The sequence below is a fragment of the Reyranella massiliensis 521 genome (genome assembly GCF_000312425.1).
Lineage (GTDB): Bacteria > Pseudomonadota > Alphaproteobacteria > Reyranellales > Reyranellaceae > Reyranella > Reyranella massiliensis.
On record NZ_HE997181.1, the window covers coordinates 90,047 to 114,316 of the forward strand.

Genomic DNA, 24,270 nt, shown 5'->3' on the forward strand with positions numbered 1-24,270 from the left:
TTACGTTTCGTGCATTTCGAGTTGACCCCCTCCGGCCCGGCCTCTATCTTCCGGCCGCCGCAAAACCCCCGTTTTGCGGCACATTTGTCAGAAGGAGACTGCTGTCATGAAGCCCGAGGAGTCAGCCACGACCGGCGCCGATCTATTGGTGAAAGCCTTGATCGACGAGGAAGTCGAGGTCGTCTTCGGCTATCCCGGCGGCGCGGTCCTTCCGATCTACGATTCGATCTTCAAGCAGAACCGGTTGCGCCACATCCTGGTGCGCCACGAGCAGGCGGCCGTGCATGCCGCCGAAGGCTATGCCCGATCGACCGGCAAGGTCGGCGTCGTCCTGGTGACCTCCGGCCCTGGCGCCACCAATGCCGTGACCGGCCTCACCGACGCGCTGATGGATTCGATCCCGATCGTCTGCCTGACCGGCCAGGTGCCGACTCATCTGATCGGCAACGACGCGTTCCAGGAAGCCGATACGACCGGCATTACGCGGCCCTGCACCAAGCACAATTACCTGGTGAAGGCCGTGGGCGACCTCGCTCGCACCGTTCACGAGGCTTTCTACGTGGCGCGCTCCGGCCGTCCCGGCCCGGTCGTCATCGACCTGCCCAAGGACGTGCTGATGAACAAGCACGACTATGTGGCGCCCAAGAAGCCGGTGCAGCACAAGAGCTACCGTCCGCAGACCAAGCCCGATCCGAAGAAGATCGAGCAGGCCATCGAGATGATCGCGCACGCCAAGCGTCCGATCTTCTATGCCGGCGGCGGCATCATCAATTCGGGGCCCAAGGCCTCGAAGCTGCTGACGCAGTTCGTCCGCATGACGGGCTATCCTGTCACCAACACGCTGATGGGACTGGGCGCCTTCCCGGCGTCCGACAAGCAGTTCCTCGGCATGCTGGGCATGCACGGCACCTACGAAGCCAATCTGGCGATGCACGGCTGCGACGTGATGATCAACATCGGCGCACGCTTCGACGATCGCATCACCGGCAACCTCGGCAAGTTCTCGCCAGGCTCGAAGAAGATTCACGTCGATATCGACCCGAGCTCGATCAACAAGAACGTGCGCGTCGATCTCCCCATCGTGGGCGATGCCACGCTGGTGCTCGAGGAGATGATCAAGGTCTGGAAGGCCAAGCAGCCGAAGACCGACCAGAAGGCGCTGAAGGCCTGGTGGGCCGAGATCGAGACATGGCGGGCCCGCCACTGCCTCGCCTACAAGACCGAGAAGGGCACGATCAAGCCGCAATACGCGCTCGAGCGGCTCTATCACCACATCAAGGACAAGGACCACTACATCACGACCGAAGTGGGCCAACATCAGATGTGGGCGGCGCAGTTCCTGAAGTTCGAGCAGCCCAACCGCTGGATGACGTCGGGCGGGCTCGGCACCATGGGCTACGGTTTCCCGGCGGCGATGGGCGTGCAGATCGCGCATCCCGACGCACTCGTCATCGACGTGGCAGGCGAAGCCTCGATCCTGATGAACATCCAGGAGCTCTCGACGGTGGCGCAGTATCGCCTGCCGGTGAAGATCTTCATCCTCAACAACCAGTACATGGGCATGGTCCGCCAGTGGCAGGAGTTGCTGCACGGCAGCCGCTACTCCGAGAGCTACATGGAATCGCTTCCCGACTTCGTGAAGCTGGCCGAGGCGTTCGGCGCCAAGGGCCTGCGCTGCCACGAGCCCGAGAAGCTCGACGATACGATCAAGGAGATGATCGCGCTGAAGCACCCCGTCGTGGTCGATGTCATCGTCGACCAGAAGGAGAATTGCTTCCCGATGATCCCCTCGGGCGCTGCGCATAACGACATGCTCCTGGGACCCGAGGACAAGGCGCAGAAGCCGGTGTCCGAAGAAGGCATGGTGCTGGTGTAGTCATGCAGGAACTTGCCTCCAGCCACACCATCTCCGTCCTGGTCGACAACGAGCCCGGCATCCTGGCGCGCGTGGTCGGGCTGTTCTCCGGCCGCGGCTACAACATCGAGAGCCTGACCGTGGCGCAGACCGACGCCAAGGCGAACCTCTCGCGCATCACCATCGTGACCAGCGGCACGCCGATGGTGATCGAACAGATCAAGGCGCAGCTCGACCGATTGGTGCCGGTCCATCGCGTGCGCGACCTCACCGTCGAGGGGCCCCATATCGAGCGCGAGCTGGCGCTGGTGAAGGTCAAGAGCGTCGGTGAAAAGCGTGTCGAAGCATTGCGGCTCGCCGACGTCTTCCGCGCCAAGGTGATCGACGCCAAGACCGACTCCTTCGTCTTCGAAGTCACCGGCAATTCCGACAAGGTGCAGACCTTCGTCGGTCTCATGGAGACGCTCGGCCTGGTCGATGTCGGCCGTACCGGCATCGTCGCCATGTCGCGCGGGGCCGAGCAGCTCTAGTGGAGTACGTCGCCGCCCTGGCGGGGCTTGCGCTGGTCCATCTGCTGGCCGTCGCGAGCCCGGGGCCGTCGACCGTTCTCGTGATCCAGACGTCGGCCGTGTCCGGCCGGCGTGCTGGTCTGCTGGCAGCTTTTGCCATGATGCTGGGAGCGCTGGTCTGGGCGGCCGCCGCGCTCTATGGCCTGCAGATCCTGTTCGCCCGTTTCGAATGGCTCTACGTCGCCTTCCGCATCGCCGGCGCGATCTACCTGATCTATCTCGGCTTCATGCTGCTGCGCCATGCCGGCGCGCCGCTGCCCGAGGCCGATCCCGCGGCGGCGCAGGCCGGCGCCTGGCAGGGTTTCGTCAAGGCGCTGCTGCTGCAGCTCAGCAATCCCAAGGTCATGGTCTTCATGGGCAGCATCTTCATTTCGCTGCTGCCTGCCCAGCCGCCCACTTGGATGGACGCGACGGTGCTCGCCATTGTGGCGATTAACGAATTCGCCTGGTTCGCCCTGCTGGCGCTGCTCTTCTCCGGCAGCACCGCGCGCGCCTTCTATCGTCGCACCAAGATTTGGCTCGACCGCATCATGGGGGGCTTGTTGGCGGCCCTCGGCGTGCGCCTCGTGCTGTCCAACCAGTAGCCTCTCGGACGCAAGGCGCGGACGGCGAGTCGACTGGTCATGAGCGACGCACCGGCGCCTGCGCAGAGAACCACTTTCTACGAGGAGCTGATTCGCCGACGGCGTGCGGCTTGGATCGTATCTCTTGTCTGCGCCCTGGTTGCCGCCGGCATTGGACTGGTGTTGAGCACCATCGTCACGCCGATCTTGCTGCTGGTCGCGGGAGCCTTCCTGAAGCTGATCGGCGGCTTCGGCACGGCCTCGATCCAGGCGTTCGTCGTCGCGCAGCTCGCCAATTTCGACGCGCTGTCTTTGGCGCTCGACCAAATGAATGGCGTGGGCGATCTGGGGCTGCTGGGACCGTCGCTGGTCCGGATGGCACGCATTGCCTTGCCGGCGCTGCTGGCGGCGATGCTGGTCTGGCTCTGGCTGCGGGCAGTCTTTAGCGGAGCCGCCAGCGCAGATCTTCTGGCTCGACTGAAGGCGCGGCCGGCGAGGCTCGACGATTTCGAGGAACGGCAACTCGGCAACATCGTCGAGGAAGTCGCGATCGGTGCCGGGGCGCCGGTTCCACGGCTCTTGCTGATCGATTCGCCGATCGTCAACGCCGCGGCACTGGGAGCTTCGCACAAGGACGGCATCGTGCTCGTCACCCGCGGCCTGCTGGAAAAGCTCAATCGCAGCGAAACCGAAGCCGTCGCGGCCCGCCTGATCTCCGCCATCGGTGCGGGCGACCTGCGCGTTGCCGCCGGCATCATGGCTGCGCTGCGGACCTTCGGCTTTTTCCTGACCGTGCTCGACCTGCCGCTGCGCGGATCAGCATGGCGCACGCTGAAGGACCTGCTGCTTGTATCGGTAACTCGACACCCCAGCGCCGATCGTCTGGGGCGGGCCGGCGAAGGTGTGGAGGAGGGGATGCAGGGTGATGCTATCCCCGATCTCGACAAGATTGCCGGCGGCGCGCCGCTGCTCGTGGCCAAGGTCGTGCGCTTCCTGCTGTTGCCTTTCTACCTGGTGGCCGTCTTCTACAAGCTCATCCTGTTTCTCTGGACGTCGCTGTTCCTGGGACCGCCCTTGGCCCGGCTCTGGCGCAATCGCTGCTACTGGACGGATGCCAAGGTCGTGCAGCTGGCGCGTAACCCGGAGGCCTTCGCGCAAGCGCTGGAAAAGATCGGCGCGGCCGATCCGCCGCCGGGCGGCGAGGCCTTCGCCTATCTGTTCATCGCCGCGCCCGCGACGGCGCATCGCAGGGCAATGGATCGGCGCACCTTGGCGCTGGCGCTGACACCGTCCACGAGCGAGCGACTGGTGCGACTCAGCGCCATGGGCGCGGCCTCACGGGAGAGCGGCCGCACCGTCGATCTCAAGACCCTGGCGGCTCACCCCGGCCGTGCCGCAGTGCTGGGCGTCCTCGGCCTGCTGCTCGTACCGTTGTTCGCGATCCTCGTCGGCGCGGTCGGTTTCCTGACCTTGATGGTGACGTCGATCGGCCTGCTGGCCGGCCTTACCATCGTGCACCTGCTGATCTGACCCTAGTTGCGAATGCCCTGAATGGCCGCGACCCGTCCTTCGACCTCGGCGAGGTTGGCCGGAGTCTGGGTCAGGACGAACAGCGCCTGCGTACGGCCCGCAATGCGCAGCGGATCGCCGCTCTCGCGCTGCTGCATCTCGACGAAGAAGGTTCCCGCCGGTCGGCAGGTCCAGTTGCTGCTGAGGCCGCCCAGATTGACGCCGGGATAGCGCAGGCAGACCTGGATCAGCGGCTGGCCGCCGTTCTCGGTCGTCGTCTGCGTCTTCCACTCACCCTGGAAGATCCGCCGCTGGCCGACCAGCCAGGCGAAGTCGCGGCCATCCGCCGTCGAATAGTGGATCTGCGCCGGACCACCGCCGCGCGTCCACATCCAGGTCTTGTGGCTCATCGCCCGTTCCGCGCCGCCGGGTGTCGAGTTGGCGACGGCATAGTCGATGCCCGGCATGGCCACGGCCGGGCCTGTCGGCGCCTCCGGATCGGGATTGGAGCAGGCGCCGAGGGCCAGGACGGCCATGGCGAGGAGCGACGAAAGGCGGAAGGTCGACATGGGCGTTGAGATCCTCTGAGGTCTAGCGCGGCAGCAGCGCCTGCAACTGGCTGATGGTCAGGTTCTTGTGGCGAGAGACGAACGGCACCTCGCTCCGGCTGGCGAGACCGAGCGGATCGCCGTCGACGCGCTCGCGCACCCATTCGAAGACCGAACCGGCAGGTTGGCAGTACCAGTTGGCGCCCGCTGCCTTGCTGATCGGATGGACCGCTTCGCCCGGGTAGCGCAGGCAGACCTTCGTCACCTGGGCTCCGCTGGGGCCTGAGGGGCCGGTTTCGACCCTCCACTCGCCCGCGATGACCTGACGCCCTTCATAGAACCAGGCGAAATCCCGTCCGTCAGGTGTAGAATAATGGGCGGCCGGACCGTAGAGAGTGCCGGCCGCGCGCCAGGTCTTGCCGCTGATGAGCGCCTGGGCCTGTTGCGGCGTGGTGCTGGCATTGGCCTGGTCGATCCGCCGCATCTGCGACGTGCCATCCTTGCTGCCGGAAACGGAGGAGCTGTACCAGCAGCCGCCGAGGAAAAAGGACATAGCGAGCAGGGGCAGGAGGGAATGCAGGGCGGACATGCGAAGAGGCAGGATTCCAGACTGGTGTTTGCGGGCTGGGTTGTCTAGTAAGCCCCGTTTATTGCCAAGAGCGCACTGCCAGGAGGAATGGGCCCTATGCGTGTCTACTACGATCGTGACGCCGATGTGAACCTGATCAAGGGCAAGAAGGTCCTTGTCGTCGGCTACGGCAGCCAGGGCCACGCCCACGCCATGAACTTGCGCGATTCCGGCGTCAAGGACGTGCGCATTGCACTGAAGCCCGGCTCGGCGACGACGAAGAAGGCCGAAGGCGCCGGCTTCACCGTCATGAGCCCGGCCGATGGCGCCAAGTGGGCCGACATCGTGATGGTGCTCACGCCGGACGAGCTGCAGTCGGACATCTACAACGCCGACCTCGCCCCCAACATGAAGCAGGGCGCCGCGCTCGCCTTCGCCCATGGCCTCAACGTCCACTTCAACCTGCTGTCGCCGCGTGCCGACCTCGACGTGTTCATGATCGCGCCGAAGGGCCCGGGCCACACGGTGCGCTCCGAGTACGTGCGTGGCGGCGGCGTGCCCTGCCTCGTGGCGGTGGCGCAGAACCCGTCGGGCAACGCGCTCGAGATCGCGCTCAGCTACTCCTCGGCAGTCGGTGGCGGCCGCGCCGGCACCATCGAGACCTCGTTCAAGGAAGAGTGCGAGACCGATCTGTTCGGCGAGCAGGTCGTGCTGTGCGGCGGTCTGGTCGAGCTGATCAAGGCCGGCTACGAGACGCTGGTCGAGGCGGGCTATGCGCCGGAGATGGCGTACTTCGAGTGCCTGCATGAAGTGAAGCTGATCGTCGACCTCATCTTCGAGGGCGGCATCGCCAACATGAACTACTCGATCTCCAACACCGCGGAATACGGCGAGTATCGTTCGGGCCCGCGCATCGTGACGGCCGAGACCAAGGCCGAGATGAAGCGCGTTCTCGAGGACATTCAGTCCGGCCGCTTCGCGCGCGACTGGATGCTGGAGAACAAGGTCAACCAGGCCTCGTTCAAGGCGATGCGCAAGCGCATGTCGGAGCACCCGATCGAAGAGATCGGCGAGAAGCTGCGCGGCATGATGCCGTGGATCAAGGAAAAGGCCCTGGTCGACAAGGCCAAGAACTAGTCCTTCCGGACGCTAATGAAACGGGCCCTTCGGGGCCCGTTTTTGTTTTCAAATCTTGTATCCACCGCCCGAGGCATCGAGCATCGCGCCGGTGATGAAGGACGACTGGTCCGAGAGCAACCATAGGATCGTGTCGGCCATCTCGTGGCTCTGTCCGATTCGTCCCATCGGGATCGAGGCTTCGATGCTGGCACGGAACGTGGCGTCGTTCAGCCGGCCTTCGGTCATCTCGGTCAGCACCATGCCCGGTCGCAGCGAGTTTACGCGGATGCCCTCGGCCGCGACTTCGCGGGCAAAGCCCTTGGTGAAGGCATCGACGGCGCCCTTGCTGGCGGCATAAGCCGACGAGCCGGGGCGTCCGCCCAACGTGCCGGCCATTGACGAGACGTTGACGATCGCACCGCCCTTGCCGCCGTTCTTTGTCGACATGCGCCGCGCTGCCTCGCGGCAGCAGAGCATCAGGCCCACGACATTCACGGCGAACAGATTGGCGAGGATAGCCGCGTCGTATTCGTCGACCCGGCCGCGCCGGCCGTTGATGCCGGCGCTGTTGACGAGATGCGTGACGGGACCCAGCGCCTGCTCGGTCTCCTCGAACAGCCGCACGATGTCGGCCTCGTGCACCATGTCGCCCGGCAGGGCGATGGCCTGGCCGCCCTTGGCGGCGATGTCGGCGACGACAGCCTTGGCCTGAGCGTCGCGCGAGCGGTAGTTGATGGCGATCTTGTAGCCGTGCGCTGCCGCGCGACGTGCCGTTTCGGCGCCGATGCCCGAGGCGCCGCCGGTGATGAGAAGTGTCTTGGCCTCAGATGACATAGCCGCCTCCGGATGCATCGAGCATGGCGCCGGTGATGAAGGAGGCTTCATTCGACAGGAGCCACAGGATCGCCTCGGCGATTTCGTGCGCCTCGCCGATGCGTTGAATGGGGATCGACGCGGCTATGGCGGTGCGGACGGCTTCGTCGTTCAGTCGGCCTTCGGTCATCTCGGTCATGACCGCGCCGGGGCGGATCGAATTGACCCTGATGCCTTCGGCCGCCACTTCGCGGGCAAAGCCCTTGGTGAAGGCATCGACCGCGCCCTTGGTGGCGGCGTAGGCCGAAGCGCCCTTCCGTCCGCCGAGCGTGGCGGCCATGGACGAGACGTTGACGATCGCGCCGCCTTTGCCGCCGTTCCTGGTCGACATGCGCCGCGTGGCTTCGCGGCAGCACAGCATCAGGCCGGTGACATTGATGGTGAACAGGCGATGGAGGGTGGCGGCGTCATAGTCTTCGACGCGTGCCTTGCCGGGATCGATGCCGGCGCTGTTGACCAGATGCGTGATCGGCCCCAGCGCCCGCTCGGTCTCTGCAAACAGACGCACGATATCGGCTTCGTTCGCCATATCGCCTGGCAATGCGATGGCCTGGCTGCCCTTGGCGGCGATGTCGGCCACGACAGCCTTGGCCTGAGCATCGCGCGAGCGATAGTTGATGGCGATCCTGTAGCCGCGCGTCGCGGCGCGACGGGCGGTCTCGGCGCCGATACCTGAGGCGCCGCCGGTGATGAGAAGGGTGTTGGTCATGCGGGCGATGATATAGTCCCGCCAACGATTCAGGAGGAAAAACATGAAGGCCGCTGTTCTGTTCAAGCCCAACGAGCCCTTGCAGGTCGTCGAGTGCGAGCTCGATCCGCCGAAGGCGCAGGAAGTGCGCGTGAAGATGCGGGCCTCGGGCGTTTGCCAGAGCGATTGGCATGTCATGAACGGGGACTGGCCGTCTCCCATGCCGATCGTGCCGGGCCATGAAGCGGCCGGCGAGATTCTCGAATGCGGCGCCGGCGTCACGACGGTGAAGCCCGGCGACCATGTGATCTTCTCCTTCCGTCCGCATTGTGGGCGATGCCGCTACTGTACGCAGGGCCGCACCGTGCTGTGCATCGGCCGCGCCTCGGTACCGCCGGGCTCTCTCTACGACGGCACCCTGCGGCTGAAGCACAAGGGCCAGGGCATCAACCAGATGGCGCGCATCGGCACCTTCGCCGAGGAAGTCGTGGTGCCGGAGGAGATGGTGATCCCGATCCGCAAGGACATGCCCTGGGCCCAGGCGGCCCTGGTCGGCTGCTGCGTGGCGACCGGCGTCGGTGCGGTGACTCGTCACGCCAAGATCGAAGCGGGCTCGACCGTGCTGGTGATCGGCTGCGGCGGCGTTGGCCTCAACGCCATCCAGGGCGCCATGCTCTCGGGCGCGTCGAAGATCATCGCGGCCGACATCCTCGACAACAAGCTCGAGATGGCCAAGACCTTCGGCGCCACCCACACCGTCAACACCGCGACCGACAACGATCCGGTGAAGAAGGTGAAGGAGATCACCGGCGGGCTGGGCGTCGACTATTCCTTCGATGCGGTCTCGATCGACAAGACCCAGGCCCTGGGCTTCGACGCGCTGGCGCCGGGCGGGCACGCGGTTGCCGTCGGCATCTCCGCACCGTCGATGAAGGCGCAGTATTCGCCCTTCATGATGGTGTTCAGTGAGAAGAAAGTGAGCGGCACCTTCTACGGTTCCGTGCGGCCCGACCTCGATTTCCCGATGCTGGTCGACCACTACATGAACAAGCGCCTGAACATCGACGGGCTGATCAGCCGCACCTACAAGCTCTCGGAGATCAACGACGGCTTCAAGAGGATGATGGCCGGCGAAGTTGCTCGTGGCGTCGTCGTGTTCGACTGAAGCTGGATTGTTATTTCGAGAGTTTGATGACTGACTTGGATGATTTCGGGCTGACCGACGAACAGAAGCTGATCCGGCGCAATGTCTCCGAACTGCTGGCACGCGTGTTGCCGGCAGAGGAGGTGCGCCGGCTCGATGCCGCGAGCGAGTTCCCGCATGCGGCTTTCAAGGCGCTGGCTGAAGCCGGTTACATGTCGCTGCCCTACGATCCCGCCTATGGCGGCATGGGCGGCAGCCGCAAGGATCTCGTCATCCTGGTCGAGGCGCTGGCGCGCCACTACAGCGGCGCCTCATCGCTCTACCTGCCGACCGTCGTCTATGGCGGCATGCATCTGCAGCTCACCGCCGGCGAGCACCTGCGTCGGCGCTATCTGCCGGAGATCTGCGCCGGCAAGCTGAAGTCGGCCTTCGCGCTTTCGGAGCCCGACACCGGCTCCGACGCCTCCGGCATCAAGACGCGCGCCGTGCGCGACGGCAACGGATACCGGATTACCGGCCAGAAGCTCTACATCAGCGCCGCTCACGTCGCGGACTATCTGATGGTGGTGGCGAAGACCGACGGCGATGCGCGGCACAAGGGCGTGACGTTGTTCTGGGTCGATGCCAAGGCGGCCGGCCTCACCATGAAGCCGCTGGAGACGCTCGGCCGGCGGACCACGCATGCCAACGAGATCTTCTTCGATGGCGTGTTCGTGCCGGCCGATCATGTGATCGGCGAGGAGAACCGGGGCTGGTCCGGCCTGATGAAGGGGCTGAACCTCGAGCGCCTGTGCCTCGCCGCGCAAGCCTGCGGCAACATGCATTTCGCCATCGAGTACGCCAAACGCTTCGCCCAGGAGCGGGTGCAGTTCGGCCAGCCGATCTCCAAGTTCCAGGCGATCCAGCACAAATTCGCCGACATGCGGATCATGCTGCGCACGACGCAGGCGCTGACCTATCGCCTGGCCGACATGCTCGATGCCGGGCTCGATCCGGTGGAGGAGACCGCCATCGCCAAGATCCAGGGCACCGACGGCGAATTCAAATGCGCCCACCTCGCCATGGAGATCATGGGTGGCGCGGGCTACACGATGGCGCACGACATCCAGCGCCTCTTCCGCGACGTGCGCGTCGGCTCGATTGGCGGCGGCACCAACGACATCCAACGCAACACCATCGCCAAGATGATGGGGCTGTAGCTGCAGGCGGCGCGTCTGTTCTTCGCGTCGCACGAAAGAAGAACACGTCCCCAGCATGGTTGCAGCTCGCATGGCTTGAATCGCCTTGCGAGCGTTGGCCTGCCGGTCTAAACCCGGTCGCACCTTGGCGCCGGACGCAGGAATGGCGCTTTAAAATCAAGATTTCGCCGCAATTACAGAGACTTAACTCAATGCTGTCGCGCGTCATCGGGCTATTCTCGGCGGACATGGGCATCGACCTCGGCACGGCCAACACGCTGGTCTATGTGAAGGGTCGGGGCATCGTTCTCAACGAACCGTCCGTCGTGGCGTTGACCACGCAGAGCGGCAAACGACAGGTCCTTGCCGTCGGCGAGGAAGCGAAGATGATGCTGGGCCGTACCCCCGGCAACATCCAGGCGATCCGTCCGCTGCGCGATGGCGTCATCGCCGACTTCGAAGTCGCCGAAGCGATGATCAAGCACTTCATCTCCAAGGTGCATAATCGGCGCAGCTTCGCCCATCCGCAGATCGTGGTGTGTGTGCCGTCCGGCTCCACCGCCGTTGAGCGGCGCGCCATTCAGGAATCGGCCGAGAGCGCCGGCGCCCGCAAGGTGTGGCTCATCGAGGAGCCGATGGCGGCGGCGATCGGCGCCGGCCTGCCCGTCACCGAGCCGACCGGCTCGATGGTCGTCGATATCGGCGGCGGCACCACCGAGGTGGCCGTGCTGTCGCTGGGTGGCATCGTCTATCCACGGTCCGTCCGCGTCGGTGGCGACAAGATGGACGAGGCGATCATCGCCTATATCCGCCGCAACCATAACCTCCTGGTCGGCGAAAGCTCGGCCGAGCGCATCAAGAAGACCATCGCGTCCGCCTGCCCGCCGGACGACGGCGAAGGCCGCACCATGGAGATCAAGGGGCGCGACCTGATGAACGGCGTGCCGAAGGAACTGATCATCACCGAGCGGCAGATTTCGGAGAGCCTGCAGGAGCCGGTGAGCGCGATCGTCGAGGCCGTGAAGGTGGCGCTGGAGAACACTGCGCCCGAGTTGGCGGCCGATATCGTCGACAAGGGTATCGTGCTCACGGGCGGCGGCGCGCTGCTCGCCAACATGGACACGGTGCTGCGCCAGGCGACCGGCCTGCCGGTGTCGGTGGCCGAAGACCCGCTGCTCTGCGTGGCGCTGGGCACCGGCCACGCCGTGGAGAACATCACACGCCTGCGCGGCGTTCTGTCCTCGATGTACTAAGAGAAACGCCTCCCCTTCGCGCGCTCCCTGACTAAGCTGGGGAGGAGAAGTCGAGCGAGTTGGAGTAGAATAGCCGAACATGGCGATTCGGGACGACTTCGAGGTGGTCGCGGGCCAGGTGCGCACAGTCGTGCAGCGCTTCGCCCTTGGTCTGCTCGTGGTCGCTGCCTTCGTCATCATGTTGATCGGCAAGGCCGATACGGTCCTCGTCGAACATGCCCGCGTGGTTGCCCTCGATGTCGCCAGCCCGGTGCTCGAAGCCATTGCCCGGCCTGTCGCCTATGCCAACCGCGCCATTGCCGACCTGAGGGAGTTTGCCTCGCTGCGCGAGGAGAATGCCCGCCTGCGCGAGGAGAACGCCCGGCTGCTTGCCTGGCAGACCGCCGCCCGGCGGCTCGAGAACGAGAACGAGGGGCTTCGCGGGCTCGCCAACTTTCGGGAAGGACCCGAAGCTTCGTTCATCACGGCCCGTATCGTGGGTGACAGCATCAACGCCTATATGCGCGGGGCGCTCCTCAATGTCGGCCGTCGGGTGGGCGTCGAACCCGGCCAAGCCGTCGTTACCGGAGAAGGCCTTGCCGGCCGTATCGCCGAGGTCGGCGAGAACAGCGCCCGCGTCCTCTTCGTCACCGACGTGAATTCGCGCCTGCCTGTGCTGATCGAGCGCACGCGCGAGCGTGCCATTCTGGCCGGGGACAATTCGACTCGCCTGCGGCTCACTCTCCTGCAAAGCGTCGCAGGCGTACAGCGCGGTGATCGTATCGTGACCTCGGGGCATGGTGGCAGTTTCCCGGTCGGCATTCCCGTCGGCGAAGTCGTCGAGACGAACGAGGGCAGTGTACGCGTGCGGCCTTTCACTGATTTCTCGCGACTGGAGTTTGTGCGTGTCATCGATTATGGCGTCACCGGCCTGGTGGGCGGGACGGGGGCTTCGCAGCCCGTGACACCAATGCCTGGCCAGAAGGCGCGTTGAGATGCGTGCCGATGGTATCCTCGCCGCTCTCGACCGCTGGGGCAGGGCTGCCCTACCGGGCTCGGTGCTGCTCTTCTTCGTGCTGCTGACCCTGGCGCCGCTGCGCGCACCTTATCTCTCGGACACCTTGCCGCTCCTGCCGGCGCTGGTCGTCTTCCAGTTCAGCCTGGCGACGCCCGAGCGCCTGCCGGGGCCGCTGCTGCTGGTCATGGGCGTGCTGCTCGATCTGCTGCTGGGCGGGCCGGGGGCGCCGGTCGGGGTCAGCGCACTGGGCTTCGTGCTGATCCGCGCCGCCGTCATCGCCAACCGCCGCTACCTGGTCGGCGTACCGTTTCTCTTCCAGTGGTTTGGTTTCTGCATTCTGATGTTCGGCTTCGTGGTGCTGGTCTGGGCCTTTACGTCGCTGTGGACCTGGACGGCCATCGATCCTCTGCCGGCAATCATGCAGTATCTCGTGGTGGTCGTGTTCTATCCCCTGCTGGCGCCGTTGCTTGCCCGAGTGCGCGCACGAGATCCGCTGAACGTGCCGGAACTGTCCCGGGGCACGGCGCGGCCGGGCGAGACCACATCATGAAGCATTTCCGCAAGGGTGACGGCGAGCGCAGCGGCCTCTTCACGCGCCGCGCCCTGGTGCTGGGCGGCGCGCAGGCCGCGCTGCTGACGGCGCTGGCCGGCCGGCTTTATCAGCTCCAGGTCGTCGAGACGGAGCGCTTCGCATCGCTGGCCGACGACAACCGCATCAATCTGCGGCTGTTGCCGCCGTCGCGCGGGCTGATCTTCGATCGCAGCGGCCATCCGCTGGCGGTGAATCGCAACAATTTCCGTGCGATGGTCGCGTCCGACCGCGGACGCGGCGCAGACATCCTGATCGAACGTCTCGATCAGATCCTGACACTGGGCGAGGCCGACAAGATCCGCCTGCTGCGTGAGCTGCGTCGCAGCCGCAACTCCCAGCCCGCGGTCGTCCGCGAGAACCTTGGCTGGGAAGAAGTGGCGCGGCTCGAATTCAATGCGCCCGATCTTCCGGGTGTTTTCATCGATCTCGGCCAGTCGCGCGACTATCCCGAAGGCGAGCTGATGAGCCACATCGTGGGCTACACCGGCCGTGTCTCCGACGAAGATCTTGCCGGTCGCGACGATCCGGTGTTGAGCCTTCCCACCATACGCTTCGGCAAGAAGGGTATGGAGCGTGCGCTCGAAGACGATCTGCGAGGCCGGGCCGGTGTGGTCCAGGTCGAGGTGAATGCCGTAGGCCGCGTCGTCCGCGAGCTCGACCGTACCGAAGGCCAGCCCGGCGCCAATGCGCTGCTCACCATAGACCTCGATCTGCAGCGCTTCGTGGCCGAGAAGGTGAAGGAACATCAGTCCGGTTCGGTCGTGGTCATGGACGTGATCACCGGCGACGTGCTGGCGATGGTATCGACCCCGGGCTTCGATCCTTCGACCTTTGCCCGCGGCATCACGCAGAGCGAATGGCGCGAGCTTCTCGACAACCCCGAGCGGCCGCTGCACAACAAGGCGATCGCCGGCGTCTATCCGCCGGGCTCGACCTACAAGATGGTGACGGCGCTGGCTGCGCTCGAAGCCAAGGTGATCGATCCCTGGACGCGACTGCCCTGTCCCGGCTATCTCGAACTCGGCAACATCAAGTTCCATTGCTGGCTGAAGGGCGGTCACGGCTCGACCAACGTCACCGAGGCGATTGCCTGCTCCTGCGACTGTTTCTTCTACGAAGCCTCACGGCGCACCGGCGTCGATCGCATGGCCGACATGGCCAACCGGCTGGGTTTCGGCAAGGTGAGCGAACTCGGCCTGCCGGGTGAATCGTCGGCCAACCAGCCGACGCGGGCCTGGAAGCAGGAGAAGGTCGGCAAACCCTGGCAGCCGGGCGATTCCTTCAATCTCGGCATCGGCCAGGGCTTCATGACCGCGACGCCGCTGCAGCTTGCCATCATGACGGCGCGCATCGCCAATGGCGGCTACGAGGTTCAGCCCAACCTGCTGCTGGCCAAAACGGCGCCGCGCGAGGAGCTGGCACCGCCGGCGCCGCGCGACAAGCCGACGGCACCGTCGCTGCGCTTCAATCCGCAGCACCTGCAGATCGTCCGCCAGGGCATGGTCGACGTCGTGAACAGCAGCATCGGCACCGCCGGCGCCTTGCGGCGCGATGCGAGCGGCAAGCTGCTCGACTTCACTTTCGCCGGCAAGACCGGCACCGCCCAGGTGAAGCGCATCACCGAGCGCGAACGCGAGCTCGGCATTACCCAGGCGCAGTTGCCCTGGCACCTGCGCCATCACGCGCTGTTCGTCTGTTTCGGCCCGGCGGAAAAGCCGCGCTATGCCTGCGCCGTCATCATCGAGCACGGCATGGCCGGTGGCGCGACCGCTGGTCCCATCGGCCGCGATGTGCTGGCCGAAACCATCAAGCGCGATCCGTCGCGCCGCACCGACGGCTTCAAGAAAATGGCGTCGCGATGAGCCTCGCCCTCGATGCACCCGCCCCGATCGGTTTTGCCGAGAAGATCTGGCGCATCAACTGGGGACTGGTCCTGGTCCTCACCGCAATCGCCGGGGTTGGCGTCCTGGCGCTCTATTCGGCTGCCGGCGGCCGCTTCGAGCCCTGGGCGGCGCGACATGCCGTGCGCTATGGCATGGCCTTCGGACTGATGCTGGTGGTCGCGCTGGTTCACCCCAAGGTCTGGCTGGCGATGGCCTGGCCGATCTATATCGTCTCCGTCCTGATGCTGGTGGCCGTCGATATCATCGGCAAGATCGGCATGGGTGCGCAGCGCTGGCTGGTGATCGGGCCGCTGCAGATCCAGCCGTCGGAGATCGCCAAGGTGGCGGTGATTCTGGTGCTGGCGCGCTACTATCACGGACTGCGCAAGGAACAGGCGTCGCAGTTCCTCTACACGCTGCCGCCGCTGGCCATGATCCTGGTCGTGGTGGCGCTGGTCATGGTCCAACCCGATCTCGGCACGGCGATGATGGTGCTGATGGGCGGTGGCGCATTGCTGTTCGTGGCTGGCGTGCGAATTTGGATGTTCCTGGTTGCGGGGATCTCGGCGGTCGCCAGTCTGCCGATCGCCTGGACGCTCATGCACGAATACCAGCGCAAACGCGTGCTCACCTTCCTCGATCCCGACCGGGATCCGCTGGGCGCCGGCTATCACATCACCCAGTCCAAGATCGCCATTGGCTCGGGCGGCCTGTTCGGCAAGGGCTTCCTGAAGGGCACCCAGTCGTCGCTGAATTTCCTGCCGGAGAAGCAGACCGACTTCATCTTCACGACCTTCGTCGAGGAATGGGGTTTGGTCGGTGCCTGCGTGCTGCTTGCCCTGTTCGCCCTGGTGCTGGTCTGGGGCTTCTCGATCGCCTTCCGCAGCCAGCACCATTTCGGCCGCCTGCTGGCGCTGGGCGTCACGTCGCTGATGTTCCTCTACGTCTTCATCAACACGGCCATGGTCATGGGCCTGCTGCCGGTCGTAGGCGTGCCGCTGCCGCTCGTCAGCAACGGCGGGACGGCGCTGCTGTCGGTCATGTTCGCCTGCGGGCTGCTGATCGGGGTCAATGTCTACCGCGATGCGCAATTGCCGCGCACGCGGTAGGCAGGTTTCCCCCGGTCGGAGCGTCGGATGACTCGACAAGGGGAAAAGGCCTTGGTATAGCCGCGCCGCTTCCGGGCAATGCCTCCGGTTTTCGGGGGGCGCATAGCTCAGTTGGTAGAGCAGCTGACTCTTAATCAGCGGGTCCCAGGTTCGAGCCCTGGTGCGCCCACCATTCCCGGCAAGCACTTAGCGAATCAATCTTGGCTCTCGGGCTGTGCGAGCTCGTCGGGCGGCGGCGATGCTTTCGCCATCATCGAGAGATTCCGGCGCGAGAACGGCAGGATCGTCATGTTCTGACATCGTTGCTGCCATGGCCCCGGCGGCGGGCCCGGGTCGCGCGTGTTTCCGATTTGGGGTTGTGACAAATCCGGGCCGGTCGCCGATCTGTCACGTTTGGCGAGTAAACGATCTGCCACCAGTGCATCGGAGGCAGCATGGATATGGAAAACGAACTCCGACTGAGCCCCAGTGAATGGGAAACTTTGAAAGCCATCGGCGGCTGGAGCCGCGATCGTCGCCTGCTCGATAACAACGCCGTCCGCAATCTCGTCGCGTCCGAACTTGCCGTCGTGACAGACAGCGGACCCGCGATCACCGCGATGGGCCGCCGCGTCGTCGTGCGCGGATCACCGCAGCTTTGGAACTCCTGATCGCGTCTAGCCCTCTTTCAACGCGCTGGCGGCGGCCTGGCGTTCGCGACGCTCGCGGCCGGCGGCCAGCAGGCGGTCGCGCTCCGCCGGGTCGACGCGGCCGTAGCGGCCACGCCAGCCGGGATCGTCTGCCTTCCAGGTAAACGGTGCCTGCACTGTCGTGCGCGGCCGGTCCGCGGTTTCCAGTAGGTCGAGCGCCTGGCCGACGATCGCGCGCTGCATGGCGCGCTCCCAGGGAAGGCCGCATGGATTGCCGAGCGGGAAGTCGGTAAAGAGGAAGCGCGGCACACCGCAATATTCCACCACGTCGCGGGCCGAGCCCACGATCACGGTCGGCAGTCCGTTGGCTTCGAGATGTCGGGCGACCAAACTCACGGTTTGGTGGCAGACGGGTCAAAGCGCGCAGAGAAGCGCGGCATCGGCGCCGTCGGCTCGTAGTCGCGCCAGCACCTCCGGCGCATCTTCGGACAAGGTCTTGCGCTGGCTGTACTCGGTCGGCACGCCATGGAAGCGTAACGCAAGGCCTGCGAACCGGCCCTCGCGCGCCAGTGCCGACGCGGCTTCGATCGGCAGATAGCTTTCGCGATCCTCCGTGTGTGTCGATTCCTTGTCCCAGGCGAGGTTGTCGGTGAACAGCGTGGCCGGAGGCGGGGCGATCTCGCCCGACCAGACGTGACGCACGCCGCGCGCATCGCGATTGCCGAGGCCGGGCGGGCTTGCCGTCGTGACAAGCCCCAGACGGACGGCGGCGAGAGGCTTGGCGAGCGGCGCGAACGGCACGTCGTCGAAGCGCGCCCAGACATAGTCCTGCTCGTATCCCAGGGCGCGATAGTATTGCCGCGTGCGCTCCATGTAGGGAACGGCACGGATATCCTGCGCATCGTCTCGCTTGTCTTTCGACGCTTGGCTCATCGCACTTTCCTCACCGTTCATTTCTGACATCCTGCGTGAGCTTTGCCGTCGCGGCAATGTTCCGGAGTCTTTCGCCATGCGCTTTGTCTGGCTCTTCCTCGCATCTGTTCTCGCTGTGCACGTCGGGAATGGCGCGGCGCAGGCGCAGCGGACGGCTCCTCCCTTCTTTGCCTTCGTACTGTTCGGGGAGGGTACGGATGGCAAGCCTGTTCCGATGGTCCGCAGCGTCGCCGAGCGGGCGACGGCGTGCCCGGCCTTGCGCTCGTCCCACAGCGGCACCTTCGTCACCCTGACGCCTCGCCAACGTCCCGCGGGCGGCCAGTTCGACGATGTGCTGGTTTGCGAGGCGCGCTACCCGATTGGCGAGTCGGCGAGCGTGTTCCTCGGTGATCGGCGCATCGATCTGCCAGTCGTGTCACTCGGCACGCCGCGCCGGGTCGTACTCGTGGGTGACAGCGGCTGTCGTGGCGACACCAAGGACAAGCCGCAGCCCTGCACCGGCGACGGCTTCGCCAATGTCTGGCCCTTCGGGACGATGGCCGACGAAGAGGTGGGGAACAGGCCCGACCTGATTATCCATGTCGGCGACTACAATTATCGCGGCACGCCGCGGGGCATGGTCGTGCCAGCGCGCGTCTCGGGCTATGGCCGCGACATGTCCGTGAGCTTCTACGATACCGGCGATCTCGACGACGAAGACGAGCCGGACCTCCCCATTGGCGCCGCATACTGGAGCCAGAACATGGAGGGCAGCCCGATCCCCGACAAATGGGCGTACTGGCGCGACGACTTCTTTCTGCCTGCAGCCCGCCTGCTGCCTGTCGCACCGTGGCTGCTGAGCCGCGGCAATCACGAACTGTGCAGCCGGGCCGGTCCCGGCTGGTTCTTTCTGCTCGACGCCAACTCGACGTTGCTCGGCCCCGGCGCGAAGCAGCAGGAGTGCCCGCCGCAGACGCCACCGGGCTGGCAACTCGGTGCCTGGCCCCAGCCGCCGGCGCTTCCTTTTGCCGGTCAAGTCTTCCCGACCCTCACCAACGCGCCGTTTCGCCTCAAGTTCGGCAAGCTCAATATCGTCGCAGTCGATTCGGCCAATGCCGCCGATGCCGTCCTCTTCAACCTTGACCTCTATATTGGTCAGTATCGCGAGGTTGCGCGTCTGCTGGCCGAGGATCGCACGCCGACCTGGCTGGTCACGCATCGACCGATCTGGGGTGTCGTGAAGCGCGACAAGGGTGGCCCGCTCAGCCCGACGCCCTATGGCTTCGTCAACGAAACCCAGCGCGAAGCGGTGCGCCGTGTTTTCCCAGACGGGTTGCCGCCGCATGTCAAAGTGGTCATTGCCGGCCACATGCATCGCTTCCAGGCAATCGGCTTCGACAGCCGCCAGCCGCCGCACCTCGCCGTCGGCACGGGCGGCATGGAACTGTCGCACGTCCAGCCGGTCCCTTCGCCCGAGCATCCCAAGAGACCTGTCCGCGTGCCCGGCCTCGATCGCAGCGACGCCTTTGTCGTGGGGCTGCGCGACTTTGCGACCATGGTGGTGAATCCGGTGGAGGACGGGACCTGGACCAGCGCGCTCTACGGCACGGAGGGAGGGGTGCTTGCGGTCTGCGACTCGCGCTGGCCGGGCCCCGGCCATGCCCGCTCGGTTTGCGAACTCAAGTAGCTCTGCCGGCCGCGACTTCGCGTTGATAGTAGAGCATGTCCAGTTCCGGCGCCGGCTTGCCGAGGCCGGTGAGGATCACATGCGCCTGGCCGCGATGGTGAGTCTGGTGATTGAACCAGTGATCGAGCGCCGGCATCAGCTTCTGCACGAACTCCTCGGGCGAGGAGACGCGGCGATAGCGGATCACACCCGCCAGTCGCGCGTCGTCTAGATCTTGGATCCAGCCGACGATGCGGCGGTCTTCGGCTTCGCGCGCGGCGCGCAGTTCGTCGAAACGTTCGTGCAGGATGGTATCCAGCCGGTCGGGCGCAGCGCCTTCGCCGGTGAAGCGCTTCATCCAGATGCGATCTGTGCCCAGCAGATGATTGAGCGTGCCGTGCATGGACTTGAAGAAGGCACCTCGATCGGCACGGTAGTCGGCATCGGACAGTTGCGCCGCCGCCGCGTACAGACGGCGGTTGGCCCAGGCGTTGTAGCCTGCGAAAGTCCGGTAGTGTTCCTTCATGGGTGCCATCTTGATGCTGCAACGATGGAGTTCAAGATTGATTGAACCGTTCAAGCTGTCCGCCAATCGGTAGCCCGTAGTACGCAGGAGTATCTTGATGACCAAGCGAATCGGCATTCTCACGAGCGGCGGCGACTGCGCCGGCCTCAACGCCACGATACGGGCGGTCGCCCTGCGCGCCCAGCATGGCTATGGCTGGACGACGGTGGGTTTGCGTTATGGAACGCTCGGCCTGCTCGAGCGTCCCGTCGACGCGGTGACTCTCGATCCTGCGCGGCTGGATGCAGCGCTTGCCCGCCAGGGCGGCACGTTTCTCGGCAGCACCAATCGCGGCGATCCCTTCGCCTTTCCCATGCCGGACGGCAGCAAGAAGGATCGCTCGGGCGAGATGGTGGAGGGTCTGAAGCTGCTGGGCCTCGAAGGTCTGATCGGCGTGGGTGGCGACGGCAGCCTGGCGATCCTGCGCCGTCTCCTGGCGTCATCGGGCATTCCCTTCGTCGGCGTCCCCAAGACCATCGACAACGATGTTGGCTACACGGAACGCGCCGTCGGCTACTCGACGGCGGTCGCCATCGCCACGGAGGCGCTGGATCGCCTGCAGCCCACCGGCGCCAGCCACGAGCGCACCATGGTGCTGGAGGTGATGGGGCGCGACGCCGGCCATATCGCCATTGCGGCCGCGATCGCGGGCGGTGCGGACGTCGTGCTGATCCCGGAGGTTCGCTGGCACCTGGAGCGGGTGGTAAGCCGCATCGCCCGCCTGCGGGCGGCCGGCCGGACCTCTGCACTGGTCGTCGTTGCCGAGGCGGCCGGCCAGTCGGACGAGGCGGCCGACCCTGCCACCGACGCGCCCGACCGCGGCGTGGGCGACTGGCTGGCCAAGCGCCTGGTCAAGGCCACGGGCGCGGAGGCACGAGCGACGGTGCTGGGGCATGTGCAGCGCGGCGCCATGCCGACGGCCGAGGACCGATTGTTGGCTGCGGCGTTGGGTGTGCGGGCCGTCGACCTGCTGGCGGAGGGCAAGGCCGACCACATGGTCGCGTGGTGGAATCGTCAGGTGATCGACGTGCCGCTCGAAAAGGTGGTCGGTAGGTCACAGACTGTCGATCCCGACGGCACGCTGATCCGCACCGCCCGGGCGCTGGACATCTGCCTTGGCGATACGGCCTGATCAGACGACCCTAATCAGACAACAAGGTCAGCCGGCAAGATCGGAGCGCGTGATCCAGAACACTTCGCCTTCGCTGAGCTCGGTGTCGAGCCAGAGGAAGGGCAGGCGGGGATAGGCCGCTTCCAGCGGTTCCCGGCCGCGGCCGATCTCGCAGACCAGGCCACCGTTCTTGGTGAGGTGCTGCGGCGCCTCGGCCAGAATCCGATGCACCAGGTCGAGCCCGTCCTTGCCGGCGGCCAGCGCCAGGCGTGGCTCGTGCCGGAACTCGGGCGGCAGCTTCGCCATGCCGCCGGCATCGACATAGGGCGGGTTGCTGATGATGAGATCGTAGCGTCGTCCCACGAGCGGCTTGAACAGGTCACCTCGGTGAACGGAGATGCGATCGCCCAGCCGGTGGGCCGCCACGTTGCGCCGCGCCAGCGCCAGCGCCCCGGGCGAAAGGTCGACGGCATCGATCGTGGCGCGTGGGAAGGCGAGTGCGGCCAGAATCGCAAGGCATCCGGAGCCCGTGCAGAGATCGAGGATACGGCGCGGCTTGGCGACGGGCAGGACGCCGCCGGCCAGCATGTCGCCGATGAAGGAACGTGGGATCAGCGCGCGCTGGTCGATATGGAAGCGCACGCCCTGCATGTAGGCCGCCCCCAACAGGTAGGGTGCCGGCATGCGCAGGCCGATGCGGGCATCGATCAAGGTGAGGAGCCGCGCCCGTTCGGCCGGCGTCGGCTTGAGGTCGAGCCAGGGGTCGATGCGGTGGATCGGGAGGCGCAGGGCCTCCAACATCAGGAAGGCGGCCTCGTCCACGGCGTTGGTCGTGCCGTGGCCATAGCTGAGCCTTGCCTGGCGGAAGCGGCGGACCGCGAAATGGAAGAAGTCACCCAGTGTGACGAGAGAGGGTTTGTTAGCCTGCGCCATGTGATCCTAGATTAGCCTGTCTGCCGTCCTTGGAGTGATCATGAATCGTCGCGCCTTTTTCGTTGCCGGCCTGCTCGCCTCGACGGTGCTGGGGCCGGCGCGGGCGGCGTCGGAGATCAAGGTGATCTACGTGGGCGGCTGGGATTGCCAGCCCTGCTCGAACTGGAAGAACCAGTACAAGGCGGCCTGGCTCGCGTCGCCGGAATTCAAGAAGGTGACCTGGGTCGAGGTCGATCCCCCCCAAGCTCAAGGAGGCCTACCAGGAGCGCTACTGGCTAGGTGATCTCAAGCCGATCCTCGATCAGCTCCCGCGCAAGACCGGCACGCCGCGTTTCCTGATCGTGCAGGACGGCAAGATCGTGTCGAACGAGTTTGGCACCAACAAATGGACACAGACCATGTCTGATCTTCACAAGATTCTGCACTAGCACCATGGCAGGCGCTCTCGACGGGTTGGTCGTTCTCGACCTCACCACCCATCTCTCCGGTCCTTTCTGCGGCATGCAGCTTGCCGATCTCGGGGCCGACGTCATCAAGATCGAAAGCCCGCAGGGTGACGCCATGCGCGGCGCGCCGCCCTTTGTCGAAGGCGAGTCGGCGCCCTTCATGCTGTGGAACCGCAACAAGCGGGGCCTCAAGCTCGACCTCAAGGACAAGGACGATCTCGCCACCTTCTGGGAGCTGGTCGATGGCGCCGACGTCGTGCTGGAAAATTTCCGGCCCGGCGTGATGAAGCGACTGGGCCTTGGCTGGGAGGCGCTGCACGCGCGCAATCCGCGGCTGGTGCTGGGCTCGATCTCGGGTTTCGGCCAGACCGGCCCCTATGCCGGCCGCGGCGGCTTCGACCTGATGATCCAGGCTATGTCCGGCCTGATGTCGGTGACCGGCCCCAAGGACGGTCCGCCCTACCGCATCCCGCTGGCCATCTCAGACGTCGGCGCGGGCCTTTATCTCACCATCGGCGTACTGTCGGCCCTCCAGGCACGGCACAAGACCGGCGAGGGCCAGTGGGTCGAGACCTCCTTGCTCGAGTCGACCGTGTCGCTGGGCGTCTACGAGGCCGCAAATTACTTCGCCAACGGCAAGCGGCCGGAGAAGCTCGGCCAGGCCCATCGCGGTTCCTCGCCCTATCAGGTGTTCCAGACCAGCGACGGCTGGCTGACCATCGGTGGAGCGCAGCAGAATTTCTTCCGCAGGCTTTGCGCGCTGATCGGCAAGCCGGAACTCGCCGACGATCCGCGCTTCAAGGCCAATGCCGACCGCGTGCGCAACAATGAGCTGATTGTGGGGCTGTTGCAGGAAGAGGTGCGCAAACGCAGTACGGCCGACTGGATGGCGATCCTCGAAGCCGAGGGCATCCCCGCCGGGCCTGTGCTGCACCACGACGAAGTGTTCGCCGATCCGCAGATCCTGGCCCGCGGCATGGTGGCGGAAGTCGACCATGCCAAGGCTGGCCGCCAGAAAACGCTGGGCGTGCCGCTCAAGCTCTCGGCAACTCCCGGAAGTGTCCGTCGTGCCGCGCCGACACTCGGCCAGCACGACGGTGAAATCCGGAAGAAGAAGCCGCGGTCCTAGCGCCAGCGCCGCTGGTACTTGTCGGGAACACCGTCGCCGTTCTTGTCCCGATCATAGCGGTCCGGAATGCCGTCGCCGTCGCGATCGCGCCGGTGGCGATGATACTGCGGCGCCGGCGTGTAGTAGGTCGCCGGCTGATAGTAGGTCGGCTGGCTGCGATAGTAGGTAGGCTGGCTGTAGTAGCTGTTGGCGTAGGTCGGATACCTGTATCCGGACGAATAACCCGGGCTGTAGCCGTAGGTCGTCGGATAGGAACCCGACTGTTCGACGCATCCCGCCGTTACGACCAGCAGACCGGCGGCAGCGAGCCACTTCGCGTTGCGCATCCAATCCCTCCACCGAGAAAAGCCCATGATGAATGAAACGCATCGACGATGGCGTGGCAGCGGCGCAACTGAGATTTGTTGAAGGCACGCAGACGCAAAAAAACC

At 65.5% G+C, this 24,270-nt stretch carries 26 protein-coding genes and 1 tRNA gene; 18 read left to right on the plus strand and 9 right to left on the minus strand.

What is annotated here, in order from left to right; translation table 11 throughout:
* Positions 1–106: 106 nt before the first annotated feature.
* Genes BN60_RS00505 through BN60_RS00520 form a run of 4 tightly spaced genes read left to right on the plus strand, consistent with a single transcriptional unit; the run spans position 107 to position 4,517 of the window.
* Positions 107–1,876: an acetolactate synthase 3 large subunit gene (locus BN60_RS00505; RefSeq protein ID WP_020694003.1), complete on the plus strand. Its 1,770-nt coding sequence runs from the start codon at positions 107–109 to the stop codon at positions 1,874–1,876.
* 2 nt (positions 1,877–1,878) lie between these two features.
* The gene (ilvN, locus tag BN60_RS00510) at positions 1,879–2,385 is read left to right on the plus strand and encodes an acetolactate synthase small subunit (RefSeq protein ID WP_020694004.1); all 507 of its coding nucleotides are present in this window, start codon (positions 1,879–1,881) and stop codon (positions 2,383–2,385) included.
* Entirely contained in the window at positions 2,385–3,008 is a 624-nt protein-coding gene (locus BN60_RS00515) for a LysE family translocator (protein ID WP_020694005.1), read from the plus strand. Before ilvN ends, BN60_RS00515 begins: the two co-directional genes overlap by 1 nt.
* A gap of 39 nt (positions 3,009–3,047) precedes the next feature.
* A complete protein-coding gene (locus BN60_RS00520) occupies positions 3,048–4,517 on the plus strand; it encodes a M48 family metalloprotease (protein ID WP_020694006.1) in 1,470 nt (489 codons plus the stop codon).
* Positions 4,518–4,519: 2 nt separating this feature from the next.
* Here BN60_RS00520 and BN60_RS00525 read toward each other — a convergent pair whose 3' ends face one another.
* Positions 4,520–5,065, minus strand: coding sequence for a hypothetical protein (locus tag BN60_RS00525; RefSeq protein WP_020694007.1), 546 nt, complete (start codon positions 5,063–5,065; stop codon positions 4,520–4,522).
* 22 nt (positions 5,066–5,087) lie between these two features.
* Positions 5,088–5,633: a hypothetical protein gene (locus BN60_RS00530; RefSeq protein WP_020694008.1), complete on the minus strand. Its 546-nt coding sequence runs from the start codon at positions 5,631–5,633 to the stop codon at positions 5,088–5,090.
* 96 nt (positions 5,634–5,729) lie between these two features.
* Here BN60_RS00530 and ilvC point away from each other — a divergent pair, with 96 nt between their 5' ends.
* A complete protein-coding gene (gene ilvC / locus BN60_RS00535) occupies positions 5,730–6,749 on the plus strand; it encodes a ketol-acid reductoisomerase (protein ID WP_020694009.1) in 1,020 nt (339 codons plus the stop codon).
* A 48-nt stretch (positions 6,750–6,797) separates the two neighbouring features.
* On the opposite strand, the gene BN60_RS00540 is transcribed toward ilvC, so the two are convergent.
* Positions 6,798–7,565 carry an SDR family NAD(P)-dependent oxidoreductase gene (locus BN60_RS00540; RefSeq protein ID WP_020694010.1) on the minus strand — a complete coding sequence of 256 codons (768 nt, stop codon included), beginning with the start codon at positions 7,563–7,565 and terminating at the stop codon, positions 6,798–6,800.
* A complete protein-coding gene (locus BN60_RS00545) occupies positions 7,555–8,358 on the minus strand; it encodes an SDR family oxidoreductase (protein ID WP_020694011.1) in 804 nt (267 codons plus the stop codon). The genes BN60_RS00540 and BN60_RS00545 overlap by 11 nt, the downstream gene beginning before the upstream one ends.
* On the opposite strand from BN60_RS00545, the gene BN60_RS00550 reads away from it, so the two are divergent.
* The 9 genes from BN60_RS00550 to BN60_RS30220 all read left to right on the plus strand — a co-directional run bounded on the left by BN60_RS00550 (position 8,357) and on the right by BN60_RS30220 (position 17,098).
* The gene (locus tag BN60_RS00550) at positions 8,357–9,457 is read left to right on the plus strand and encodes a Zn-dependent alcohol dehydrogenase (RefSeq protein WP_020694012.1); all 1,101 of its coding nucleotides are present in this window, start codon (positions 8,357–8,359) and stop codon (positions 9,455–9,457) included. The genes BN60_RS00545 and BN60_RS00550 overlap by 2 nt on opposite strands.
* A gap of 26 nt (positions 9,458–9,483) precedes the next feature.
* Complete coding sequence (locus BN60_RS00555) at positions 9,484–10,635, plus strand: acyl-CoA dehydrogenase family protein (protein ID WP_020694013.1); 1,152 nt, start codon at positions 9,484–9,486, stop codon at positions 10,633–10,635.
* A gap of 191 nt (positions 10,636–10,826) precedes the next feature.
* Positions 10,827–11,867, plus strand: a complete 1,041-nt coding sequence (locus BN60_RS00560; RefSeq protein ID WP_020694014.1) for a rod shape-determining protein — start codon at positions 10,827–10,829, stop codon at positions 11,865–11,867.
* A 79-nt stretch (positions 11,868–11,946) separates the two neighbouring features.
* On the plus strand, positions 11,947–12,840 hold the full coding sequence (gene mreC, locus BN60_RS00565; protein ID WP_020694015.1) for a rod shape-determining protein MreC: 894 nt from the start codon (positions 11,947–11,949) through the stop codon (positions 12,838–12,840).
* A gap of 1 nt (position 12,841) precedes the next feature.
* Positions 12,842–13,414 (plus strand): hypothetical protein, encoded by a 573-nt coding sequence (locus BN60_RS00570; RefSeq protein WP_020694016.1) that lies wholly within the window; start codon positions 12,842–12,844, stop codon positions 13,412–13,414.
* Positions 13,411–15,318, plus strand: a complete 1,908-nt coding sequence (gene mrdA / locus BN60_RS00575; RefSeq protein ID WP_020694017.1) for a penicillin-binding protein 2 — start codon at positions 13,411–13,413, stop codon at positions 15,316–15,318. The genes BN60_RS00570 and mrdA overlap by 4 nt, the downstream gene beginning before the upstream one ends.
* Positions 15,315–16,448: a rod shape-determining protein RodA gene (rodA, locus tag BN60_RS00580; protein WP_020694018.1), complete on the plus strand. Its 1,134-nt coding sequence runs from the start codon at positions 15,315–15,317 to the stop codon at positions 16,446–16,448. The genes mrdA and rodA overlap by 4 nt, the downstream gene beginning before the upstream one ends.
* A gap of 96 nt (positions 16,449–16,544) precedes the next feature.
* Positions 16,545–16,620 (plus strand) — tRNA-Lys (locus BN60_RS00585).
* A gap of 262 nt (positions 16,621–16,882) precedes the next feature.
* Positions 16,883–17,098 carry a hypothetical protein gene (locus BN60_RS30220; RefSeq protein WP_020694020.1) on the plus strand — a complete coding sequence of 72 codons (216 nt, stop codon included), beginning with the start codon at positions 16,883–16,885 and terminating at the stop codon, positions 17,096–17,098.
* Between the two features lie 6 nt (positions 17,099–17,104).
* Here BN60_RS30220 and BN60_RS28435 read toward each other — a convergent pair whose 3' ends face one another.
* Complete coding sequence (locus BN60_RS28435; protein ID WP_148283291.1) at positions 17,105–17,473, minus strand: hypothetical protein; 369 nt, start codon at positions 17,471–17,473, stop codon at positions 17,105–17,107.
* Positions 17,474–17,491: 18 nt separating this feature from the next.
* Positions 17,492–18,010 carry a hypothetical protein gene (locus tag BN60_RS28440; protein ID WP_020694022.1) on the minus strand — a complete coding sequence of 173 codons (519 nt, stop codon included), beginning with the start codon at positions 18,008–18,010 and terminating at the stop codon, positions 17,492–17,494.
* A 76-nt stretch (positions 18,011–18,086) separates the two neighbouring features.
* Here BN60_RS28440 and BN60_RS00600 point away from each other — a divergent pair, with 76 nt between their 5' ends.
* Complete coding sequence (locus tag BN60_RS00600) at positions 18,087–19,676, plus strand: metallophosphoesterase (RefSeq protein WP_020694023.1); 1,590 nt, start codon at positions 18,087–18,089, stop codon at positions 19,674–19,676.
* Here the strand turns inward: BN60_RS00600 and BN60_RS00605 are convergent.
* Positions 19,669–20,181: a DinB family protein gene (locus BN60_RS00605; RefSeq protein ID WP_043284475.1), complete on the minus strand. Its 513-nt coding sequence runs from the start codon at positions 20,179–20,181 to the stop codon at positions 19,669–19,671. The genes BN60_RS00600 and BN60_RS00605 overlap by 8 nt on opposite strands.
* 97 nt (positions 20,182–20,278) lie before the next feature.
* Here BN60_RS00605 and BN60_RS00610 point away from each other — a divergent pair, with 97 nt between their 5' ends.
* Positions 20,279–21,352, plus strand: a complete 1,074-nt coding sequence (locus BN60_RS00610) for an ATP-dependent 6-phosphofructokinase (RefSeq protein ID WP_020694025.1) — start codon at positions 20,279–20,281, stop codon at positions 21,350–21,352.
* Positions 21,353–21,379: 27 nt separating this feature from the next.
* Here BN60_RS00610 and prmB read toward each other — a convergent pair whose 3' ends face one another.
* Positions 21,380–22,264, minus strand: coding sequence for a 50S ribosomal protein L3 N(5)-glutamine methyltransferase (gene prmB, locus BN60_RS00615; protein ID WP_020694026.1), 885 nt, complete (start codon positions 22,262–22,264; stop codon positions 21,380–21,382).
* Positions 22,265–22,304: 40 nt separating this feature from the next.
* Here prmB and BN60_RS00620 point away from each other — a divergent pair, with 40 nt between their 5' ends.
* The gene (locus BN60_RS00620; protein WP_020694027.1) at positions 22,305–22,547 is read left to right on the plus strand and encodes a hypothetical protein; all 243 of its coding nucleotides are present in this window, start codon (positions 22,305–22,307) and stop codon (positions 22,545–22,547) included.
* Positions 22,548–22,696: 149 nt separating this feature from the next.
* Positions 22,697–23,839, plus strand: a complete 1,143-nt coding sequence (locus BN60_RS00625; protein ID WP_020694029.1) for a CaiB/BaiF CoA transferase family protein — start codon at positions 22,697–22,699, stop codon at positions 23,837–23,839.
* Here the strand turns inward: BN60_RS00625 and BN60_RS00630 are convergent.
* Positions 23,836–24,165: a thrombospondin type 3 repeat-containing protein gene (locus BN60_RS00630; RefSeq protein ID WP_020694030.1), complete on the minus strand. Its 330-nt coding sequence runs from the start codon at positions 24,163–24,165 to the stop codon at positions 23,836–23,838. The genes BN60_RS00625 and BN60_RS00630 overlap by 4 nt on opposite strands.
* Between the last annotated feature and the right edge of the window lie 105 nt (positions 24,166–24,270).

Excerpts from the sequence above, each read along its gene's own strand:
- BN60_RS00505 (WP_020694003.1), top strand. The coding sequence starts at position 107 with ATGAAGCCCGAGGAGTCAGCCACGACCGGCGCCGATCTATTGGTGAAA.
- ilvN (WP_020694004.1), top strand. The coding sequence starts at position 1,879 with ATGCAGGAACTTGCCTCCAGCCACACCATCTCCGTCCTGGTCGACAAC.
- BN60_RS00520 (WP_020694006.1), top strand. The coding sequence starts at position 3,048 with ATGAGCGACGCACCGGCGCCTGCGCAGAGAACCACTTTCTACGAGGAG.
- BN60_RS00525 (WP_020694007.1), bottom strand. The coding sequence starts at position 5,065 with ATGTCGACCTTCCGCCTTTCGTCGCTCCTCGCCATGGCCGTCCTGGCC.
- BN60_RS00530 (WP_020694008.1), bottom strand. The coding sequence starts at position 5,633 with ATGTCCGCCCTGCATTCCCTCCTGCCCCTGCTCGCTATGTCCTTTTTC.
- ilvC (WP_020694009.1), top strand. The coding sequence starts at position 5,730 with ATGCGTGTCTACTACGATCGTGACGCCGATGTGAACCTGATCAAGGGC.
- BN60_RS00540 (WP_020694010.1), bottom strand. The coding sequence starts at position 7,565 with ATGTCATCTGAGGCCAAGACACTTCTCATCACCGGCGGCGCCTCGGGC.
- BN60_RS00550 (WP_020694012.1), top strand. The coding sequence starts at position 8,357 with ATGAAGGCCGCTGTTCTGTTCAAGCCCAACGAGCCCTTGCAGGTCGTC.
- BN60_RS00545 (WP_020694011.1), bottom strand. The coding sequence starts at position 8,358 with ATGTTTTTCCTCCTGAATCGTTGGCGGGACTATATCATCGCCCGCATG.
- BN60_RS00555 (WP_020694013.1), top strand. The coding sequence starts at position 9,484 with ATGACTGACTTGGATGATTTCGGGCTGACCGACGAACAGAAGCTGATC.
- BN60_RS00560 (WP_020694014.1), top strand. The coding sequence starts at position 10,827 with ATGCTGTCGCGCGTCATCGGGCTATTCTCGGCGGACATGGGCATCGAC.
- mreC (WP_020694015.1), top strand. The coding sequence starts at position 11,947 with ATGGCGATTCGGGACGACTTCGAGGTGGTCGCGGGCCAGGTGCGCACA.
- BN60_RS00570 (WP_020694016.1), top strand. The coding sequence starts at position 12,842 with ATGCGTGCCGATGGTATCCTCGCCGCTCTCGACCGCTGGGGCAGGGCT.
- mrdA (WP_020694017.1), top strand. The coding sequence starts at position 13,411 with ATGAAGCATTTCCGCAAGGGTGACGGCGAGCGCAGCGGCCTCTTCACG.
- rodA (WP_020694018.1), top strand. The coding sequence starts at position 15,315 with ATGAGCCTCGCCCTCGATGCACCCGCCCCGATCGGTTTTGCCGAGAAG.
- BN60_RS30220 (WP_020694020.1), top strand. The coding sequence starts at position 16,883 with ATGGATATGGAAAACGAACTCCGACTGAGCCCCAGTGAATGGGAAACT.
- BN60_RS28440 (WP_020694022.1), bottom strand. The coding sequence starts at position 18,010 with ATGAGCCAAGCGTCGAAAGACAAGCGAGACGATGCGCAGGATATCCGT.
- BN60_RS00600 (WP_020694023.1), top strand. The coding sequence starts at position 18,087 with ATGCGCTTTGTCTGGCTCTTCCTCGCATCTGTTCTCGCTGTGCACGTC.
- BN60_RS00605 (WP_043284475.1), bottom strand. The coding sequence starts at position 20,181 with ATGAAGGAACACTACCGGACTTTCGCAGGCTACAACGCCTGGGCCAAC.
- BN60_RS00610 (WP_020694025.1), top strand. The coding sequence starts at position 20,279 with ATGACCAAGCGAATCGGCATTCTCACGAGCGGCGGCGACTGCGCCGGC.
- prmB (WP_020694026.1), bottom strand. The coding sequence starts at position 22,264 with ATGGCGCAGGCTAACAAACCCTCTCTCGTCACACTGGGTGACTTCTTC.
- BN60_RS00620 (WP_020694027.1), top strand. The coding sequence starts at position 22,305 with ATGAATCGTCGCGCCTTTTTCGTTGCCGGCCTGCTCGCCTCGACGGTG.
- BN60_RS00625 (WP_020694029.1), top strand. The coding sequence starts at position 22,697 with ATGGCAGGCGCTCTCGACGGGTTGGTCGTTCTCGACCTCACCACCCAT.
- BN60_RS00630 (WP_020694030.1), bottom strand. The coding sequence starts at position 24,165 with ATGCGCAACGCGAAGTGGCTCGCTGCCGCCGGTCTGCTGGTCGTAACG.